This window comes from Demequina phytophila, from assembly GCF_000971135.1.
Lineage (GTDB): Bacteria > Actinomycetota > Actinomycetes > Actinomycetales > Demequinaceae > Demequina > Demequina phytophila.
The window spans coordinates 41,605-59,460 of sequence record NZ_BBLW01000006.1; the positions used below are offsets into that span (position 1 = coordinate 41,605).

Annotated in this window: 16 protein-coding genes; 6 read left to right on the top strand and 10 right to left on the bottom strand. The window is 69.8% G+C overall.

What is annotated here, in order from left to right; genetic code table 11:
* Positions 1-109: 109 nt before the first annotated feature.
* The gene (locus tag AOM01_RS09945; RefSeq protein WP_156155930.1) at positions 110-1,507 is read right to left on the bottom strand and encodes a C40 family peptidase; all 1,398 of its coding nucleotides are present in this window, start codon (positions 1,505-1,507) and stop codon (positions 110-112) included.
* Between the two features lie 242 nt (positions 1,508-1,749).
* On the opposite strand from AOM01_RS09945, the gene AOM01_RS09950 reads away from it, so the two are divergent.
* From AOM01_RS09950 to AOM01_RS09960, 3 genes are all read left to right on the top strand, one after another.
* On the top strand, positions 1,750-2,526 hold the full coding sequence (locus tag AOM01_RS09950; protein WP_062292701.1) for an SGNH/GDSL hydrolase family protein: 777 nt from the start codon (positions 1,750-1,752) through the stop codon (positions 2,524-2,526).
* A gap of 69 nt (positions 2,527-2,595) precedes the next feature.
* Positions 2,596-3,792 (top strand): homoserine O-acetyltransferase MetX, encoded by a 1,197-nt coding sequence (gene metX, locus AOM01_RS09955; RefSeq protein WP_082110158.1) that lies wholly within the window; start codon positions 2,596-2,598, stop codon positions 3,790-3,792.
* A 207-nt stretch (positions 3,793-3,999) separates the two neighbouring features.
* A complete protein-coding gene (locus AOM01_RS09960; protein ID WP_062292704.1) occupies positions 4,000-5,016 on the top strand; it encodes an acyltransferase family protein in 1,017 nt (338 codons plus the stop codon).
* A gap of 164 nt (positions 5,017-5,180) precedes the next feature.
* On the opposite strand, the gene AOM01_RS09965 is transcribed toward AOM01_RS09960, so the two are convergent.
* The 3 genes from AOM01_RS09965 to AOM01_RS09975 form a co-directional block, all read right to left on the bottom strand.
* The gene (locus tag AOM01_RS09965) at positions 5,181-5,954 is read right to left on the bottom strand and encodes an SGNH/GDSL hydrolase family protein (RefSeq protein ID WP_082110159.1); all 774 of its coding nucleotides are present in this window, start codon (positions 5,952-5,954) and stop codon (positions 5,181-5,183) included.
* Positions 5,951-6,706, bottom strand: coding sequence for an SGNH/GDSL hydrolase family protein (locus AOM01_RS09970; protein WP_062292710.1), 756 nt, complete (start codon positions 6,704-6,706; stop codon positions 5,951-5,953). The genes AOM01_RS09965 and AOM01_RS09970 overlap by 4 nt, the downstream gene beginning before the upstream one ends.
* Before the next feature lie 148 nt (positions 6,707-6,854).
* Positions 6,855-8,036, bottom strand: a complete 1,182-nt coding sequence (locus AOM01_RS09975) for a hypothetical protein (protein WP_156155931.1) — start codon at positions 8,034-8,036, stop codon at positions 6,855-6,857.
* Between the two features lie 454 nt (positions 8,037-8,490).
* Between AOM01_RS09975 and AOM01_RS14410 the strand changes: the two genes are divergently transcribed.
* The 3 genes from AOM01_RS14410 to metX (AOM01_RS09990) all read left to right on the top strand — a co-directional run bounded on the left by AOM01_RS14410 (position 8,491) and on the right by metX (AOM01_RS09990) (position 12,480).
* Complete coding sequence (locus AOM01_RS14410; protein WP_156155932.1) at positions 8,491-9,582, top strand: hypothetical protein; 1,092 nt, start codon at positions 8,491-8,493, stop codon at positions 9,580-9,582.
* A gap of 346 nt (positions 9,583-9,928) precedes the next feature.
* On the top strand, positions 9,929-11,281 hold the full coding sequence (locus AOM01_RS09985; RefSeq protein ID WP_062292717.1) for a bifunctional o-acetylhomoserine/o-acetylserine sulfhydrylase: 1,353 nt from the start codon (positions 9,929-9,931) through the stop codon (positions 11,279-11,281).
* Complete coding sequence (gene metX / locus AOM01_RS09990) at positions 11,278-12,480, top strand: homoserine O-acetyltransferase MetX (RefSeq protein ID WP_228374273.1); 1,203 nt, start codon at positions 11,278-11,280, stop codon at positions 12,478-12,480. The genes AOM01_RS09985 and metX (AOM01_RS09990) overlap by 4 nt, the downstream gene beginning before the upstream one ends.
* Before the next feature lie 49 nt (positions 12,481-12,529).
* Here metX (AOM01_RS09990) and AOM01_RS09995 read toward each other — a convergent pair whose 3' ends face one another.
* From AOM01_RS09995 to AOM01_RS10020, 6 genes are all read right to left on the bottom strand, one after another.
* Complete coding sequence (locus tag AOM01_RS09995) at positions 12,530-13,540, bottom strand: hypothetical protein (RefSeq protein ID WP_062292721.1); 1,011 nt, start codon at positions 13,538-13,540, stop codon at positions 12,530-12,532.
* Positions 13,541-13,667: 127 nt separating this feature from the next.
* Positions 13,668-14,579 carry a hypothetical protein gene (locus AOM01_RS10000; RefSeq protein ID WP_156155933.1) on the bottom strand — a complete coding sequence of 304 codons (912 nt, stop codon included), beginning with the start codon at positions 14,577-14,579 and terminating at the stop codon, positions 13,668-13,670.
* 342 nt (positions 14,580-14,921) lie between these two features.
* Positions 14,922-15,200 carry a PqqD family protein gene (locus tag AOM01_RS10005; protein ID WP_062292727.1) on the bottom strand — a complete coding sequence of 93 codons (279 nt, stop codon included), beginning with the start codon at positions 15,198-15,200 and terminating at the stop codon, positions 14,922-14,924.
* Positions 15,197-16,150 (bottom strand): nucleotidyltransferase family protein, encoded by a 954-nt coding sequence (locus AOM01_RS10010; protein WP_062292731.1) that lies wholly within the window; start codon positions 16,148-16,150, stop codon positions 15,197-15,199. The genes AOM01_RS10005 and AOM01_RS10010 overlap by 4 nt, the downstream gene beginning before the upstream one ends.
* Positions 16,147-16,464: a hypothetical protein gene (locus AOM01_RS10015; RefSeq protein ID WP_156155934.1), complete on the bottom strand. Its 318-nt coding sequence runs from the start codon at positions 16,462-16,464 to the stop codon at positions 16,147-16,149. Before AOM01_RS10015 ends, AOM01_RS10010 begins: the two co-directional genes overlap by 4 nt.
* A complete protein-coding gene (locus AOM01_RS10020; protein WP_062292737.1) occupies positions 16,461-17,855 on the bottom strand; it encodes an arsenate reductase/protein-tyrosine-phosphatase family protein in 1,395 nt (464 codons plus the stop codon). The genes AOM01_RS10015 and AOM01_RS10020 overlap by 4 nt, the downstream gene beginning before the upstream one ends.
* Between the last annotated feature and the right edge of the window lies 1 nt (position 17,856).

Below are 17,856 nucleotides of genomic sequence, written 5' to 3' on the forward strand. Positions count from 1 at the left end.
CACACAGGATCCCGGCTCAGCCCGGATTCACATGCAACTCGCGCCGCATCGCCCGACCAGCACGAGCGCAGTTGCAGAATCCGTGTGGAGCGCGGTCAGGGAGCCGCGCTCACGGCCTCCCGATGAAGGGCATCATGTTGCCCGTCATCCAGGCGTACAGCGGGCGGATGCCGGCCGGCTTGGAGTAGTTGACCGCCTCCATGACCTGCCCGTTGCCGATGTAGATCGCCACGTGGAAGATCGTCGACGGGTCCGAGGTGTCCGTCGCGTAGAACACCAGGTCGCCCTCGCGGATCTGCGAGTAGGACAGGTGCGTGGTCGCGAGGTACTGGCTGCGCGAGGACCGCGTGATCCACTGCCCCGCCACCGACCAGCTCTCCGACGTCACGCCCGAGCAGTCGTACTTGGGGCCCGAGCCGCCCAGCAGGTACTCGCGCCCGACCAGCGTGACCGAGTGCTGCGCCGCCGTCACGCCCTGCGCCGCCGTCGAGTTCCAGCTGGTGCCGGGCGTCTCGGGCTTCGGGGTCGACGTGGTGGTCGGCTTGGGGGTGGAGGTCTTGGTGGGCGTCGGCTCCGGCTCGGACGTCTTGGTCGCGGTCGGCTTCGGCGTCGAGGTCTTCGTGGGCTTGGGCGTCGAGGTGGACGATGCGCTGGGCTTGGGGGTCGACGTCGGACGGGGCCGCGAGGCCTCCTCCGCGGCGGCGGCCTCCTCGGCCGCCTTCTGGCGCGCCTCGGCCTCGGCCTGCGCGGCGGCGGCACGCTCGGCCTCGAGGCCGGCCTGGCGCTGCTCCTCGAGCGCCACCGTCACACCCCGCAGCTCGGCCAGGCGCGACACCGCGTCCGCCCGCGTCTCGTTCGCGACGGCGACGGCCTCGTCGGCGTGGTCGCGGGCGTCCTGCGCCTCGGCGTACGCGGACTTGGCCTCCTCCGCGGCGGCAGCGGCGGACGTCGCGGCCTCGTCGGCGTAGGTGCGCATGGTCGACGCGACCAGCTCGGCGGCCTTGACGCGCTGCACCCACATGTCGGCCTCGTCGGAGCCGCGGTCGAACGCCTCGGTGCGGGCGATGACGTCGTCGACGGTCTCGGCGCCCACCACGGCGCCGATCTGGCTCATCGAGCCCGAGTCCCGGTAGGCGGCCTGCGCGACGGACGCGAGGTTCCCGCGCGCCTCGGCGAGCTCCTTCCCCGCCTCGGCGGCGCGCTCGTTGGCGGCGTCCAACGTCTCCTCGGCGGCGTCCGACGCGTCCTGCGCGTCCGAGTAGTCCTCGCCCGCGAGCAGCGCGTTGGCCTCGGCCTTGTCGCGCGCCTCCGCGAGGGCGGCGATCGCGTTGTCGAGCTCGTCGATGCCGGCGGCGAGGTCGTTGGCGGCCGCGCGGGCCTCATCGATCTCGGCCTGGCCCGGGTAGTCCTCCGCACGCGCGTGGTTGGTGGGCCCCGCCACCACCACGGCGCCCGCCACCGCGAACATCGCCGCGAGCGCGAGCATGCGCTTCAGCCCTACCGTCACGTCTACCGCCCTTGTCACATCAGTTCACATCTGTCACACGAGTCACGTCCGCCCCGATACTAGGCGGAACCCCCCGCATACGTGAAGCCCCCTGTGCCGCATCTCACGCCGGCGCATGGGGACCTCTCCCCCTGACATCGGCGCGCGTACACGCGGACTTGACCCCCGCATCGTCCACCCTGGACAAACCGGGTCTTCCGCCCATCCCGCACCGTGACTACTCTGGCCGCGAGGGGGCAGGCATGGCGCGCAAACGCTCGGGGGGACAGGGCTGGCTCGCCCGCGATCATCGCGGGATCTCCGGCTGGGGGCTGCTGGTGGCCGCGTTGGTGGTCATCGGGATCGGCGGCGCGTACGCGTACGCCCAGGCACAACCGGCCGCCACGGCCGCGCCGGGAGCGAGCACCTCGCCGGTGCCGAGCTTCAGCGCGCCGTCGCACGTCGCGCCGATCGCGCTGTTCATCGGCGACTCGTACACGGCGGGCGTGGGCGCGACCGAGGAGAAGGACCGCTGGTCCACGCTCGTGTCGCAGGAGATGGGCTGGCGCGAGGTCAACTACGGCCGCTCCGGCACCGGCTACGCGGCCACCGCGGGCCTCACCGGCTGCGGGCGGACGTTCTGCGGCGACTACCGCGCGTCCATCTCGGAGGCGGTGGGCGACCAGGTGCGGCCCGACATCGTGGTGATCTCCGGCGGCTACAACGACGGCTCGCGCTGGAACGACAACGTCGACCAGACCATCGCCGCGATCGACTCGACGTTCCTGGCGGCGCGGCAGGCGTACCCGGAGGCGGAGATCATCGCGATCGGCCCGCCGTGGCTCGACATCGAGGCGGAGTGGAAGACCGAGTTCGACATGGCCGTCTCCGCCGCGTCCGGCGTGGTCGACGGCACGTTCATCTCGCTGGTCCGCCCGCCCGTGCTCGACGACCCGGCGATGGCGCTCGGCGACGGCGCGCACGTCAACGACCTGGGACACCAGGCCATCGCCGACTGGGTGATCGACCAGCTGTCATAGGGACGATGCGGCGGTCGGGTCTCCCGGCGTCGCGCCTCGCGCGCACGCGCGCCCTCTAGGCTGAGCGCCATGGATGACGACGGCATCGAGACCGACGCGCTCGCCGCTGACCAGGGGCCCGGCCCCGGCGCGCCGATCCCCGCGAGCGCCGCGTGGCGCGAGGGCGACCACCCGGGACGCCGCATCTTCTTCGCGCTGGGCGACCTGTCGCTCGAGGCCGACCCCATGGGCACGCTTCCCGACGTGGTGCTGGCCTACGAGACCTGGGGCACGCTGAACAAGGCGAAGGACAACGCCGTCTACGTCGCGCACGCGCTCACGGGCGACAGCCACGTGTTCGGGCCCGCGGAGCCGGGCCACCACACCGGCGGCTGGTGGAACGCGATGGTCGGGCCGGGCAAGCCGATCGATCCGGAGCGCCACTTCATCGTCTCCGCGAACGTGGTGGGCGGGTGCCAGGGGTCCACCGGGCCGGCGTCCGCGCACCCCGAAGACGGGCGGCCGTGGGGCTCGCGCTTCCCCTACGTCACCATGCGCGACATGGCGCGCGCCGAGATCGCCCTCATGGACCACCTCGAGATCGACCGCTGGCGGCTCATGACGGGGCCGAGCATGGGCGGCATGCGCGCGCTCGAGTGGATCGCGATGGCGCCGGAGCGCGTGGGCGCGATCGCGCCGGTGGGCTCGACGGGCGCGACCACGGCGGACCAGATCGCCTGGTCGACGGCGCAGCTCGCCGCCATCCAGGCGGACCCGAAGTTCCGTGGCGGCGACTACTACGACGCCGCCGACGGCGACGGCCCGCACGTGGGCATGGGCATCGCGCGCATGATCGCGCACACCACCTACCGTTCCGCCGGCGAGCTCAACGAGCGCTTCAACCGCTCCTACCAGGGGGATTCCGACCCGCTCGGCAAGGGCGGGCTGTTCGCCGTGCAGTCCTACCTTGAGCACCACGCGCGCAAGCTCGCGCGCCGGTTCGACGCCAACACGTACGTGCGGCTCGCGCAGGCGATCCAGTCGCACGACGTGGGCCGCGACCGCGGCGGCGTCGAGACCGCGCTGGCCCGCTACACGGACCCGGCGCTGGTGATCGCGATCGACTCGGACCGCCTGTACCCGATGGCGAACTCGCAGCGCCTCGACGCGGCGCTGTCCGGCTCGAACGGCATCAAGGTGGTCCACTCCCCCGTGGGCCACGACGGCTTCCTGGTCGAGGCCGCCCAGATGATCGCCTTCATGGACGAGTTCGAGCGCTCGCTGTAGCGCCTCCCGAGTTCGCTCCGCACGGTTTCAGTTCCGACACGCCGCCCAGCACGGACGATGCGCGGGCCGGCCCCGCGTGTCGCAGTCCAGACCGTGCGGAGCGAACCTGGACGGCGGCCCACCCAATACACCCCATTTGCGTGACATGTCCCCCACGCCGGGACTACCGTGCTGGAAGGACCGCGACACGGCTGGAGGGGGCGTGCCATGGGGGGACGGGATAAGGTCGTCGACTCGCTGCGCGGAATCGCGTGCATCCTGCTGGTGACGTTGCATGTGGCGCAGAACCGGTTCGGTGAGGCCGATTGGCTCGAGTGGTACGGCGACACCTTCATCTACATCCGGATGCCGCTGTTCGCGTTCCTGTCGGGAGTGGTCTACGCGTGGCGCCCGCTCACGGACGCCGCGAAGTACGGCACCTACATGGGCAAGAAGGTCCGCCGGCTGCTGATCCCGTACGTGATCTTCGTGCCGCTGATCGGGCTCGCGCAGGTGCTGCTCGGCTTCGGCACCCCGCCGCCCGACGCGATCTACAACTGGTTCCTGTACTCGCTGCCGCCGTACTGGTTCCTGCTCGCGACGTTCTGGGTCTACGCGGTGGTCGCGCTCGCCGACTCGTACAAGCTTCTCGACACCAAGCTCAAGGTCGGGATCCTGTTCGGGGCGCTGCTCGCGGTCAACCTCATCTTCAACATGCAGGACGCGTCGGGCTTCCTGCAGTTCACCAGCGCCGTCTACCTGGGGCTCTTCTTCGTGGCCGGGCTCGCGGCGACGCGCTTCGGCTGGAAGAACATCGGGCTCACGGGCGCGTGGATCACCGCCGGCCTCACCGTGGTGCTGTTCGTCTACACGCAGTTCGCGGTGCTGGGCGTGTGGGAGGCCGCGGAGAACCAGCGCCAGGATCCCTTCGGCATCCTGCTGGGCATCAGCTTCCCGCTGGCGTTCATCGCGTTCGGCTTCAAGAACGACTTCCTCGCCTGGGTGGGCGGCTACTCGTACGGCATCTTCCTGCTGCACCCGTTCGCGGTCGCCGCGACGGCCGGCGTGCTCAAGGCGATCGGCATCAATCCGCTCATCCCGTCGCTGATCCTCATGACCGCGGCCGGCCTGTTCGGCTCGATCCTGGGCGTGATCCTGCTGCGCAAGGTCTCCGTCGGGCGCATCATGCTGGGCGAGCGCGGCAAGAAGCCCGCCGTCCCGGCGAAGGTGCCCGAGGCCGCGTAGGCGCTGCCCCGCCCGCCACCCAGTGACCGGCCGGACGCCTATCCACACGCCCCGGCCCCGATCGACGCACAGGCGAACGCTTACGTGCAGATTCGGCGCCTCCTGGTGGATCAGCGCCAAATCCGTGTGGATAGGCGCGAGGGGGGGGGCACCGCGAGCCAGCCTCACCCCAGCTCCTGGATCACCCTCTCCGCAATGGCCGCGTGCCCGTCGTCGTTCACATGCTGCCCATCACCCGCGTCGAAGCTCTCATCCAGCACGCGGGGCTCGAGCAGCGAGATGTACTCGGCCCCGACGGCCTCGGCCGCGTCGCGCACCGCCTGGTTGAAGTCCCGCTGCCAGGAGTCCTCGGAGAATGGCCACGAGGGTCCGACCGCCACGATCCGCGCGTCGGGGAACCGCTCAGCGGCTGCCTCGAACGTCCCCGCGATCGCCTCGGCGACGGCACCCGAGTCCGCGCCCCACGCGTCGGTGTCGCTCTGCCCGCCGGCGATCACCACCACGTCCGGCTCGACCCCGTCGCGCGCCGCCTCCGCGATCATGTCCGAATAGGGCGGGCAGTCGTCGAGACCGCAGCTGTCGAACGTGCCGGAGGTGGCGTACCCCGTGCCGCCGCGGCCGTAGTTGGCCTCCTCCCAGCCCTCGTCGACGGCGACCAGCGAGGTCCACCGCTTGGACTCCGGCGCCGCGCCCACGCCCACCGTGTACGAGTCGCCGATGAACAGCGCCACCTGCACGGACGCCGTCGGCGACGGCGTCGCCACGCCTACCGCCGTGAGGTCCTCGGTGGAATCGGCGCGGACGGGGGCCCCGGCATCGTCCCCCCGCGCGCTGAGGGCGACCGCCACCACCCCGGCGACCGCCAGCACCACCAACAGCGCCCCCCACACCGGAAGCCCCGCCCATTCGCGCGTGAAGAACGCGCCCACGCGGCTCATTGGATCCCCTCGATCACGCGCTGGGCGATGAGGCGGTGGCCCTCGTCGTTGACGTGGACGCCGTCGCCGGCGTCGTAGAGGCGGAACTTCACGGCCCGGGGCGCCATGAGGGAGACGAACTCGCCGTCGACGGATTCGGCCGCCTCCTGCACGGCGTCGTCGAAGTCGAACTTCCAGTGGCCGTAGGGCTGGCCCGGCAGGTGGGGCCCGACGGCGATGATCCGGGCGTGCGGGAACGTCGCGCGCGCGGCCTGGTAGGTGGCGTCGACGTCGGCGATGACGGCGTCGGAGTCCTGCCACCACAGGCCCGCGTCGTTCTGGCCGCCGGAGATGACCACCACGTCGGGCTCGACGCCGTCGGCGGCGGCCTGCTCGATGGTGCCGGCGAACTTGTCGCAGAACTCCTCGCCGCAGCCCTTGAACCCCGAGGTCGACGAGTAGCCCGTGCCGCCGAGCCCGTAGTTGAGCTCCTCCCAGCCCTGGTCGGCGGCGACCAGTGTGCTCCAGCGCGTCGCATCGGAGGAGGCGCCGGTGCCCGCCGTGTACGAGTCGCCGATGAACAGCGCCCGCACCGCCGTGTCAACGGGGCTCGCGGAGGCGGAGGCCGCGGCGCGGGAGCTCGCCGCCGAGTTCGCCAGCCACAGCGCGGCCACCGCGGCCAGGACCAGGGCGAACGCGATCGCGGCCCACACCGGCAGCCCGGCCCACGTGCGCGTGAGCCAGGACTCCCTGCGTCCGCCGAGTCCGGCCATGGCGTCCCCCTCGCCCCCGCGGCCAGCCTACAAAGCGGATGGGGCTATGCAAATGTCCGATACGTGACAATTTCGTAAGGAATGCCAGGCAGGGGGACGATGCTCGGGTTGCGTGGCGCTCCCCGTGGCACTCCCAGCGGGGTGAGGCCTACGCCACCTTCCAGCCGGCGCTCCACCGGTGCGTGGTGAGATAGCCCTCCCGCACGCCGGTCTTGCGGAGCTTCAGGGTCTTCCCGTGGTCCGCCGCGGTGATGGTGTACGACCAGCGGGTGGCGCCCTTGATCTTCACGCCGTTGCGGAACCACTGGTACCTGTACTTGTCGGGGGTGGGGCTCCAGAAGCCGTAGGAGGCGGCCTCACGCACCGTCGGCTGACCCGTGAAGATGTTCCTCATCCCCCACTCGAGCTCGGGCCGGCCCGCGATCATGAAGGTCTTCGGGATGTACTTCGACGCGCTCTTCCGGTTGACGGTCTTGAAGCCGTCCTTGCGCGCGGTCACCTTGACGGAGATGTTGGAGCCTTCGTCGTCCCGCGTCAGCTCGTACTTGCGCTTGGTCGCATACAGGATCGTCGACGAGCCGCGGTACCACTGGTAGCTCAGCGTGACGCCCGCGGGCCACTCCCCGGCCGCGGCGCGGAGAATCGCGCCCTCCGTCCGCCCGCCGCGGATGACCGGCGTCGGGGTCTTCGCGAGCTCCTTGAGGACATACGTCTCGGCGCTGGTGCGGGTGACGGTCGTGTATCCGTCGCGCGAGCCGGTGACCGTGACGCTGAAGCGGTGACCGCGGTCTTCCTTGACCAGCGTCCGCGTCCTCTGCGTGGCACCCGCGATCGCGACGCCGTCGCGGAACCACTGGTACCGGAGGCTCGCCTCGGGGAACCAGCCGCCCGGCCTGGCGGTCAGGACGTACCCCGACCGCGGCGTCCCCTTGATCACCGGGGTCGGCGTGGTGGTGAACACGTACGGGATGTAGACGGCGTCGCTCACCGTGGTCGCGGGCGCGTAGCCCTCGGCGGTGCCGGTCACCTGGACGGAGATCTCCGTGCCGCGGTCGTGCGGCCACAGGTGGAGCGTGGACGTGGAGGGGCCTCCCATCGGCTCGCCGTCGCGCAGCCACTGGTAGGTGAGCGTGGCCGCGGGTGTCCACTCCGCGACCTCCGCGGACAGGTAGGAACCCGAGATCGGATCGCCGGTGACGACCGGCGTGGCGGTTGCGGCGAAGTCCGGCAGCGGCTCTTCGGCCGCGGCGGGCTGCGCCGCCACCACGCCGAGCGCGACGGCCACCGCCGCCACGAATCCGACCAACCGTCGCGACCTCGTCGCCACCATGCCCACCGCCCCCTTCGCGTGGGTCACACCATGTCAGAACGCGTGCATGCCTGCAAATAAGCCACTGCGCGGCACACCTGACACTGGCGACGGAGGTCGATCCGGCGCGCCGCCGCTTCGGCACGATGCCCGGGTTCAGCCCCGCGCGTCGCTGCGAGTTCCGTTCCGGGTGCGGCGAGCGGGAAGGGACTGCGGCGGAGCGTCCCTCAACAGTCCGTCACCTCGGGAGACCTGGATGCCACGACTGCTGCATAGATCGACGTTGCCGACGGCGACGTCCCTTGCTCCCACTTCAGGGACCGTGCCGCAGGCGACGCGTCGCCCCGTCGCCCCCGCGCCATGGGTGGCCAAATATCCCAGCGTGCCCGCGGGACACCAAAGCGAAGCGCCGTGTGGTTTCAACCTGAGGGCTTAAGAGAGCCAGATTCTGCCACACAGGGCAATAATGGGCCTCGTGGCTCAGAGTATCCAAGAGCAGGTACTTCAAGCATTTTCGCACCACTCGATCGGTGCGCCCCAGGTGTTCGAGCCCGACCAGTACACGAAGGGCAGCGCGACGCGGGAACCATGCGATCTGGTCTGGACTGGCCGCGACGTCATCTTCTTGTTTACGATGCGAGATTCGACGCGCAGTTTCGAGAAATCCAATGACCACAATCTCCGCCAACTCGATGGATGGATGCGCGTCTGGAGCGACTCGCTCCGGCTTCTCGGCTCGAATGAATGGCGGACCTTCAACTTCGCCCCAACAGACTTTCGCCGAGTCGTACTCGTTTCCGTTGTTGGGGGTGCGAACGCAGGTGCGGAAGCAATCGTCGTGCCACCGTCACAGCGCCGACTCGCGTCAGGAGCGGTGACCTCGATTCGCGCCACCGTGCCGGACTCGGGACTTATCAAGCTAGCAAGGCGCGGCGGCACAGCGCTGGACCTGCTCGCAATTATCGATGCCGTCCGTGCATCAGGACGTCGATGGGCGGCGCACGAGTTTGAGGACGCTATCGAGCGCGCGCATACGTCTGCGTTTGCCATCGCCGAGGCATCCGCGCCGAGGCCGCCGGACTATGACCTCTACCTCAGCATGCTCGAGCAAATTGCGCGCGGGCTCCGCACGCAGCGGCTCACGACGAATGGTTCAGATCTTGATGTCGCCCACGGGCTCGCAGCGTTAGGAGACATCAATTGGCAGCAGACCGCGCGGCTCGCACTCTCCGCGACCGAGGTGTATCGAATGGTTCGCGATGTTCCGCAAGGCGAATACGGCCCCATGCTAGGAATCGTCGAGCAGAAGTTGCCGCCCTATCGGTTCCTGCTCGGAGCGTTTGATCTCGGCAAGCGCGAGGCGTCGGAGGCCTTCAGCCAGGCGATTATCGACACCGTCAACCGCGTCCGCACCGAGACACCCGAAACCCCCGCGATCGCCCTTACCTGGGGGATGACCGGCAGGCCCGTCGTCGCATTTGACACGAGCATGATCATCGCGGAAGCCCAGACCTCGCGGTCCAACGCCTTGCGCTACGTAGTCGCAATCGAACACGCCGCAACCTAGCCATCCTGGTGTCAGGTGCGGGCTACGCCCTGTTGCCGGACAACCTCGCCGAGCACACAGGTCGGGGGCGCGCGAGTTGCGCAATCTCCCGCCGTCCCCCTACAGTCACACCCATGTTCCGTCGAATGTGCCGCTGACCAGCGCACGTTCGGCGTGCCCCCGCACGGGGGCTGCCTGCGAGTGAGGCCTTGAGAGCCCCCGCAGCACTCACCGCGCGTGTCGCACCGCATCCCTGAGGGCTGCGGGCGGTCGGCGCGCTTGCACGCCCGACGGCCGGTGCCACCCGACTCCGGGATGCGGATCCGAGTCCCACCAACGACAAAGATCCAGACACCCAGGAGCCATCATGACCAACCCCGCCTACGCCTTCGAGACCCTCCAGATCCACGCCGGCCAGACCCCCGACGCGGAGACCGGCGCCCGCGCCCTCCCCATCTACCAGACCACGTCCTTCGTCTTCGAGGACACCCACCAGGCCGCGGCCCGCTTCGCGCTCGGCGAGCTCGGCCCGATCTACACCCGCCTGGGCAACCCCACCACCGAGGCCGTCGAGAACCGCATCGCCGCGCTCGAGGGCGGCGTCGGCGCCCTCCTCGTCGCATCCGGATCCGCCGCGAACACCCTCGCGATCCAGAACCTCGCGCAGGCCGGCGACCACATCGTCGCTAGCCCCTCCCTCTACGGCGGCTCGTACAACCTGTTCCAGCACACGCTCCCCCGCTTCGGCATCGAGGTCACCTTCGTCGACAACCCCGACGACCCCGCCGCCTGGGCCCGAGCAATCAAGCCCAATACCAAGGCCTTCTTCGGCGAGTCCATCTCCAACCCCAAGCAGGACCTCCTCGACATCGAGGCCGTCGCCGCAGTAGCCCACGGACACGGCATCCCCCTCATCGTCGACAACACCGTCGCCAGCCCGTACCTCATCAACCCCATCGCCTGGGGCGCGGACATCGTCACCCACTCCGCCACCAAGTACCTGGGCGGGCATGGCACCGCGATCGGCGGCGTGATCGTCGACGCGGGCACGTTCGACTACGCGCAGCACCCTGACCGCTTCCCCGCCTTCAACTCCCCCGACCCGAGCTACAACGGCCTCGTCTACGCCCGCGACCTCGGCGTCGACAGCCCCCTGGGCGCCAACCTCGCCTACATCCTCAAGGCCCGCGTCCAGCTGCTGCGCGACACAGGTGCGTCGATCAGCCCGTTCAACGCGTTCCTCATCGCCCAGGGCATCGAGACCCTCAGCCTCCGCGTCGAGCGCCACGTCGAGAACGCGAAGAAGGTCGCCGACTTCCTCGAGGGCCACCCCCAGGTCGAGTCCGTCGCCTACAGCGGCCTGAGCAGCAGCCCGTGGCACCACCTCCAGCGCAAGTACGCCCCCAAGGGCGGCGGCGCGGTCCTCGCCTTCGACATTCGCGGCGGCAAGGAGGCGGGCCAGGCGTTCGTCGACGCGCTCGAGCTGCACTCCCTGGTGGCGAACATCGGCGACGTCCGCTCGCTCGCCATCCACCCCGCCACCACCACGCATTCGCAGCTCACGGAGTCGCAGCAGCGCGACGCCGGCGTCACCCCCGGCCTGGTCCGCCTCTCGGTGGGCATCGAGCACATCGATGACATCCTGGGCGACCTCGGCACCGGCTTCGAGGCCGCGGCGGCCACGGCCGCCACGCGGGACGATGCGGCGGTCGCCTCGTGAGCGACCACGTCGAGACCACCTGGGATCCGGTGGGCCGGACGCCGAAGCCGATCCCGGCATCGTCCGCCTGGCGCCCGGGCGACCACCCCGGGAACCGGAGGTTCGTGGACCTGGGGTGGCTGCCGCTCGAGGCGGACCCGCGCGGCGGCATCGACGTCACGCTCGCGTACGAGACGTGGGGCACCCTCAACGCCGACGGCACCAACGCCATTTACGTGGCGCACGCCTTCACGGGCGACAGCCACGTCGCGGGCGAGCGCGAAGAGGGCCATCTCACGGGCGGCTGGTGGAACGGGCTCGTCGGGCCGGGCAAGCCGATCGACACGAACCGGTACTTCGTGGTGAGCGCGAACGTGCTGGGTGGATGCCAGGGCTCCACGGGGCCCGCGCACCCGCACCCGGAGGACGGGCGGCCGTGGGGCTCGCAGTTCCCGTACGTCACGCTGCACGACATGGTGGTCGCCGAGGCCCGCCTCGCCGACCACCTCGGGATCGACGCGTGGGCGCTCGTGATCGGGCCGTCGATGGGCGGGATGCGTGCGGTCGAGTGGGCGGCGAGCTTCCCGGAGCGGGTACGCGCGATCGGGGCGATCGGCGCGACGGCCGCCACCACCGCGGACCAGATCGCGTGGCACGCGACGCAGGGCGCGGCCATCCGGCTGGACCCGCACTTCCGCGACGGCGACTACTACGACGCCGCGCCGGGCGAGGGCCCGCACACGGGGCTCGGGATCGCGCGGGCGATCGCGCACACCACCTACCGTTCGGGGCCGGAGCTCAACGCGCGGTTCGGCCGGGACGCGCAGGACGGCGACGTGCTGCGGCCGGAGGGGATCTTCGCTGTGGAGTCCTACCTGGACCATCACGCGGACAAGCTCGCGCGCCGCTTCGACGCGAACACGTACCTGCGGCTGCTGCACGCGATCAACACGCACGACGTGGGCCGCGGACGCGGCGGCGTCGAGGCCGCGCTCGCGCGCTACGACGGCGAGGCTTTGGTGGTCGCGATCGACTCCGACCGGCTCTACCCGCTCGCCGACTCGGAGCGGCTCGCGGCGGCGCTCCCCCGCTGCGAGGGCGTCACGCTGCTCCACTCGGAGGTGGGGCACGACGGCTTCCTGGTCGAGGGATCAGGGTTGGACGATGCGGTGCGCGTCATCCTCGCGAAGGTAGAGGAGGGCGTGAGGGTGGGCCGATAGCCGCCGGGGGTGGCGCGGCTCCCGTCGCGGGACGAGAGCCGCGCGGCCGTCAGCGAGTCTGCGTGCCGTTGGAGATGAGGTTGACTCCGCCCGACTTCGCCGTGAGCGTGTAGTCGACCTTGGTCGCCTTCGCGACATCGGTCTTCACCGCGAACTTGAGGTTCGTCGTGGACCGGTGATCGTTGTCGAGCGGACCCGTGTAGTGGTACTTGACCACCCAGTAGTCGCCAACGAGGACGCCGACCTGGTCCGCGACCCAGCCCGCTCCAATGCCCGAGGCGAAAGACTTGTTCGAGCTGTAGGGCATGACGGCGCCGTCGGATTCGGCATACGGGATGCGGAACTCGACCACGAGGTCGGTGATCGCGGGACCCACCGGCCAGTAGGGACCGGTCCATGCCTGGGACACGTCGAACATCCACGCGTCGACCTTGGGCTTGTTGTCGTACCACTCCTGGAATCGGATGGCCGACCCGTTGGCGAAGCTGGCCGAGTTGGCGGCAAGAGCAGCGCTTTGGACCGTCGTGGTCGCTGGTAGCACAGTGGATCCTGCGGACGACCCCCGGCCGGTTGCCGAGACGGAGGCCGCAGAGAGATCGCTGGTCTTCGGCACGGTGACCGTCAGCGCGTTCGTGCTGGGCGAGCTCGACGAGACTCCGGCGAGCTGCCAGGCGAACGTGAAGACGGTGTTGGATCCATCCGCGGCCTTGCCCGAGTACCCCCAACCCGCGCCGGACGCGATGGTGGGAGCAGCGCCGGTCACGCGCGCTGTCGGCAGCGAGAACTCGAGGGTGACGCCGCTCACGGGCGCTCCAGCGCCGGACGTGGTCGAACCGCCGTACACGACCGTGCCCTCCACCACGAAGTCGTTGGCATTGATCGCGGCTTTCACTCCGGCGAGCGCGAGGGTGCTCGCGGGCAATTCCTCCTCACCGGTCGAGGCAGCGGCCGGCGGCGAGGCCGTCGCGACCAGGATGGCGGGCGTGGTCCATGCGATGCCTTGGATGACGCGGCGGCGTGACAGGGCGCCGGAGGGCGCGCTGGTGTGCTCGATGGTCATGGGGGGCGACCTGTCTTCCTCAACGGGGCGGTACCCCTCAGCGAGTACCGCGGAAGGTCAGATTACAGTGTCATTCCTGCGCCTCGAAGCACTCGCACGTGCCAACGCGCCGCAACCAACGCACCACCTAGGCGGTGAAGTCGCCGCCTATCGTGACCGAACGCTCGAGCGTCGAGCCGTTCGGCACGCCCGTCAGCACCACGACGACATCATCGGCATCAGCGATCGCCACGTGCCCGGTGAAGTTGAGAGTGATGGACCCCGAGACTGTGCCGGACGCCTTGAGCGTCGTCGTGTGGACCTTGTTGCTGTCCTTGGAGTCGGAGATCTGGGTGTAGTTCGCAGCGGCAACCGACGCGTTGCCGTTGTTGGCGGCCTTCCACGTCACCACAAGCTGCGAGTTCGCGGCCAAAGTGACATCCGCCGGGAGCGTGATCTTCAAGGAGTTCTGCGTGAACGACTTCGTCGAAAGGTTGAGGACGTTGGGGTCGCCAGCACGCGTCAGCGGCTTCTGGGCGAAGTTGACCGTTGCCCCCTCCGCAGTAGCCGTGGCGCCCGACTTCGCCGACCCTGTGAGCGTCGCCGTCACCGGATAGGGAGTGTCACCAGCGGGCGCGAAAACCGCGGTCAGCGCCAGCGACGGAGTCGCCGGTGCGATCGCAGCCGCATACGTGGCCGTGTAGAGCCAATTGGTGCCGGAATCGACCGGTCCCGAGAGCACCCAGCCGTTCAGGGTCGAACTCACGAGCGCACCCACCTTTGCCTTCGGCAGGGTGATGAACACCTCCACGCTGCTCAGAGACTGGCCGGTCGTCGGCGCTTCGTTTGCCGCGATGAGAGTGAGCGCGCTGTTCACCGTCGACGACGCCTCGAACTTTGAACCGGTGAACGTGGGGACACCCAACTCGGGTGAGTTGTTGGCGCCTGCAGGCGCCGACGTCGCCAACAACACCGCGGGCGTCGCCCACGCGGCCCCCTGCACAATGCGGCGCCGTGAAACACCAGCCGCGTGGTAAGTGTTGGTCGACTCGACAGTCATGAAGTACCCCTCAGCAATCATGAAGGCGCCCCTCAGTGGACGCGTTTGCCCTGAGGGTAGCGGCACTCGCCGCCATTGACCACAGAGTTCACACGGAAGTTACTCAACGCGCAGGATTCATGCGGCGTTCATCGCGGCGTAGGTGAGCATCACCACCACCACCGCAATCGAGGCGATGATCGCCCAGCCCGGCATCCCGCCGTGCTCGCGCAGCAGCCAATTGCGGTGCCCCATCGGCGTATAGGAGCGATGACGCCGTCTTGCCATGAGTGACCCCCCAGTGACCCAAACGCTGTTATGGAGGCTAGCGAGGGTCTGGCGATCTGTGAAGAGGCGCGCTGGTCAGTCTGCAGAGACAAGCCACAACTCCACGAGCGCTGCCACAAACGCCTCGACGTCAGCCGCGATCGTGTCGGCCTCAACGCCATACGCCTCGGCAACGTCGACCACAATCGCTTCCAAGTCCCGCATCCCATCGATCCGCACCCAGATCTCCAATGAAGAACCCTCGAAAAGGTGCGGCACCTGCTGCGACTCAATGCGTGCGAGGTTCAGTACCACGGCATAGTCATCGTGGACCACCTCGGCAATCCCTGGCGCCCGGGTGAGCGTGCCGGTCATCGCGGGTCTCCGTCGAGAATCGACGCGTCGGTCACGCCGCGACGCGCCAGCACGCGGCCCCAGAGAGCGCGAGGTGTGGCGCGCACACCCCGGACGATGCGCGCCCACCGCCCGCGGATCGCCGCGCCTCGGCCCGCGGGCACCTCGGGATGGACCCGTCGAAACTCGGACTCGCGTGGCCACATCATGCGGACGACCATGCCGGGCTTCGCGCGCCAGTTCGCGCGACTGATGAGGACCAGCCACTGAGCTGTCGTTTCACCACGACCGCCCACGCGCGCCCGCCATGCGTCAAGCGCGGGATCGGCGCCATGAGGCGTCACCGGAGGAAGCGCCACGCACAGACGGTCCAGCACTGGCCGCGCAGTGTCCGCCGCCCCACCCGTAATCGCAAGCGCCACCACATCCGCGCGAGCGATGTCATTGAGCCGAGGCAACACCTCATCCACCAGACGGCGGATCTCAGCGACGTGCCGCGGCGTCTGCGAGGGCGTCCTGAGCGCGTGGAGAGCCGCGATGAGGATCGCGCCGGAGCGGTCGACCATGTCGACCTCGACGTCCGCAAGCGCCAAGGGCTGTCGGCGCTGCCACAACTCGTCGAAGACGTGCTGCGGGGCAGCGAGAAATCCGGGGAACTGGACGTGCGCGTCGATGTCACACGGCCAGCCGTCGTGGATCAGTGTCACCGAGTGGATCGCCGTGGGGCCCATTCCGTCACCGGCCGGTCGCTCGTGCCAGCCGCACCCCCGAAGCGCGTCGACGTACGCGTCGAATCCGTCTGGAGACACCATCACGTCGGCGTCGGCGCTGACGCGTTCCGCTCGCAGGCCATGGGCTGCAGCGCTCGGCCCCTTGATGACCAGCGCGCGAATGCCCGCACGCCTCGCGACGTCGACCGCGAGCGCGTGCGCGAGCGGCACGGCATCCGCGATCGCGAGCGCGGCGTTCACTCGGACGCGTCCACCGTCATCACGCCCCGCGAAACGAGCACCGTGATGATGTCGCGAGCCATGTCGCCCGCGTCGATCCCCTCGGGTTCACCGAACTCCACCACCAGGCGGCGGCTCAGTTCGCCCACGGCGATTCCGCGGCGTGCTGCGAGCACGGCCTCGGTGGCAACAGGCGACAGGAGGGTGACGTCGTTGCCGGCCAGCACCAGCATCTCGCCGCCCCGCTCGAGGGCGTCGTCCCACGCGGACCGGACCACCGCCTCGTCCGGCAGCCGGTACGGATCCAAGGCCGAGTCCACGGCCACGTCGCTCACCGCGCCCCCTCGAACAGCGACGGCATGAGAGGAAGCAGGTCACGCGACTCGGCGTACCGAATGCGCACGAGCCCGCCTATCGACTCGACCAGGTCGGCAAGCGTGTGGAGCTGCTGCGGCAAGCGCGAGAGGTACGACACCTGTTCTGCCAAGCGCGCAAGTCCGTGCAGCAGCGGCAAATCCTCGACCACGGGCGTCGACCCGACGGAGGAGTCTCGCTCGACCAGCGCCAGGCGCACCAGGCGCAGCCGCCCCGGGGGCGGCGCCATCAGGTCGAGCGACTCGGGCCCCCACTGCTCCTTGGTGGGGCTGACGCCGTCGAGCACCGAGAGCGGCTTGGGATACGGTAGCACCGTGCGACCCACGTCAATCGCGAGGGTCTCGTCGGTGACGTAGCCGTAGTGCGCGCCCAGGGTGCGCGACAAGGTGGTCTTGCCGGTGCCGGAGGGGGCGATGAACCCCACCACGTCGCCGTCCGGTGACGCGATCCCGGCGGCGTGCAGCATCACGAGCGAGCCGACGCGCTGCTCGATCGCTCGCACCGTGACCGCCGAGGACAGGTAGTGGAGCGCGCGATCCACATCCGGGTAGGCGAGCACACCGCGCGCACGCGCCTCGGCCAGCACCGCGGGGTCGCTGTCCACCATGACGTCCACCCGGGCATCCGCGTCGCCCGCAGGGACAACGCAACGTCCCCAGGCCCGGTGACCGGCGGCGGCGAGCGCGTCGCGCTCGGATCCGTCGCAATGGATCGCGACAGTCACGCCGAACGCGTCCACCAGGCACGTCGCAACGTCGTCCGCCGCGCGGGGGGCGGCGGCCTGTGCCGGAGCCATCGCGGCCCACAGATCGGCGATCCAGACGGTGGCCTCGTTGATGCGCGCGCCCACCGCGCGAGCGCGGTCCTCGAGCCGCTCCCACAGCGGCAGCTCCCAGTCGGTCGGCAGCTCACGCCGCTTGCGGGTGCGCTCCAGGATCGCGGCGTGCTCGCGCAGCGGCGCGATCAAGCTCAGGCCGTCGTAGAGGTGCGCGAACTCGGACATGGTGAAGGACCGCCCGAGCGCGCGCGGGTAGCGGCGGACAAGCTCGTCCCGCTCGACGCCGGTACCGACCACGAAGAGGTCGGCCGCCTCGACCATTGCGTCGCTGAGCGAGCGCGCGGTGAAGCCCTGGATGCTGCCGCCCTGCTCGAGGATGACGTCTCGAGCGAGGTCCTGCATGGTCGCGCCGTCTTCCGCGTTGAGACCGGCGGAGGTGATGCGGATGCGGTCGGCCCCCACGCCGCGCGCCCACAGGTGCTTGCGGAGAAGGCGCTCCCCCACCACCGAGCGGCCGGTGTTTGTGGCATCGACGATCAGGACGCGGAACGCGACCCCCGACTCCCAGGGCATG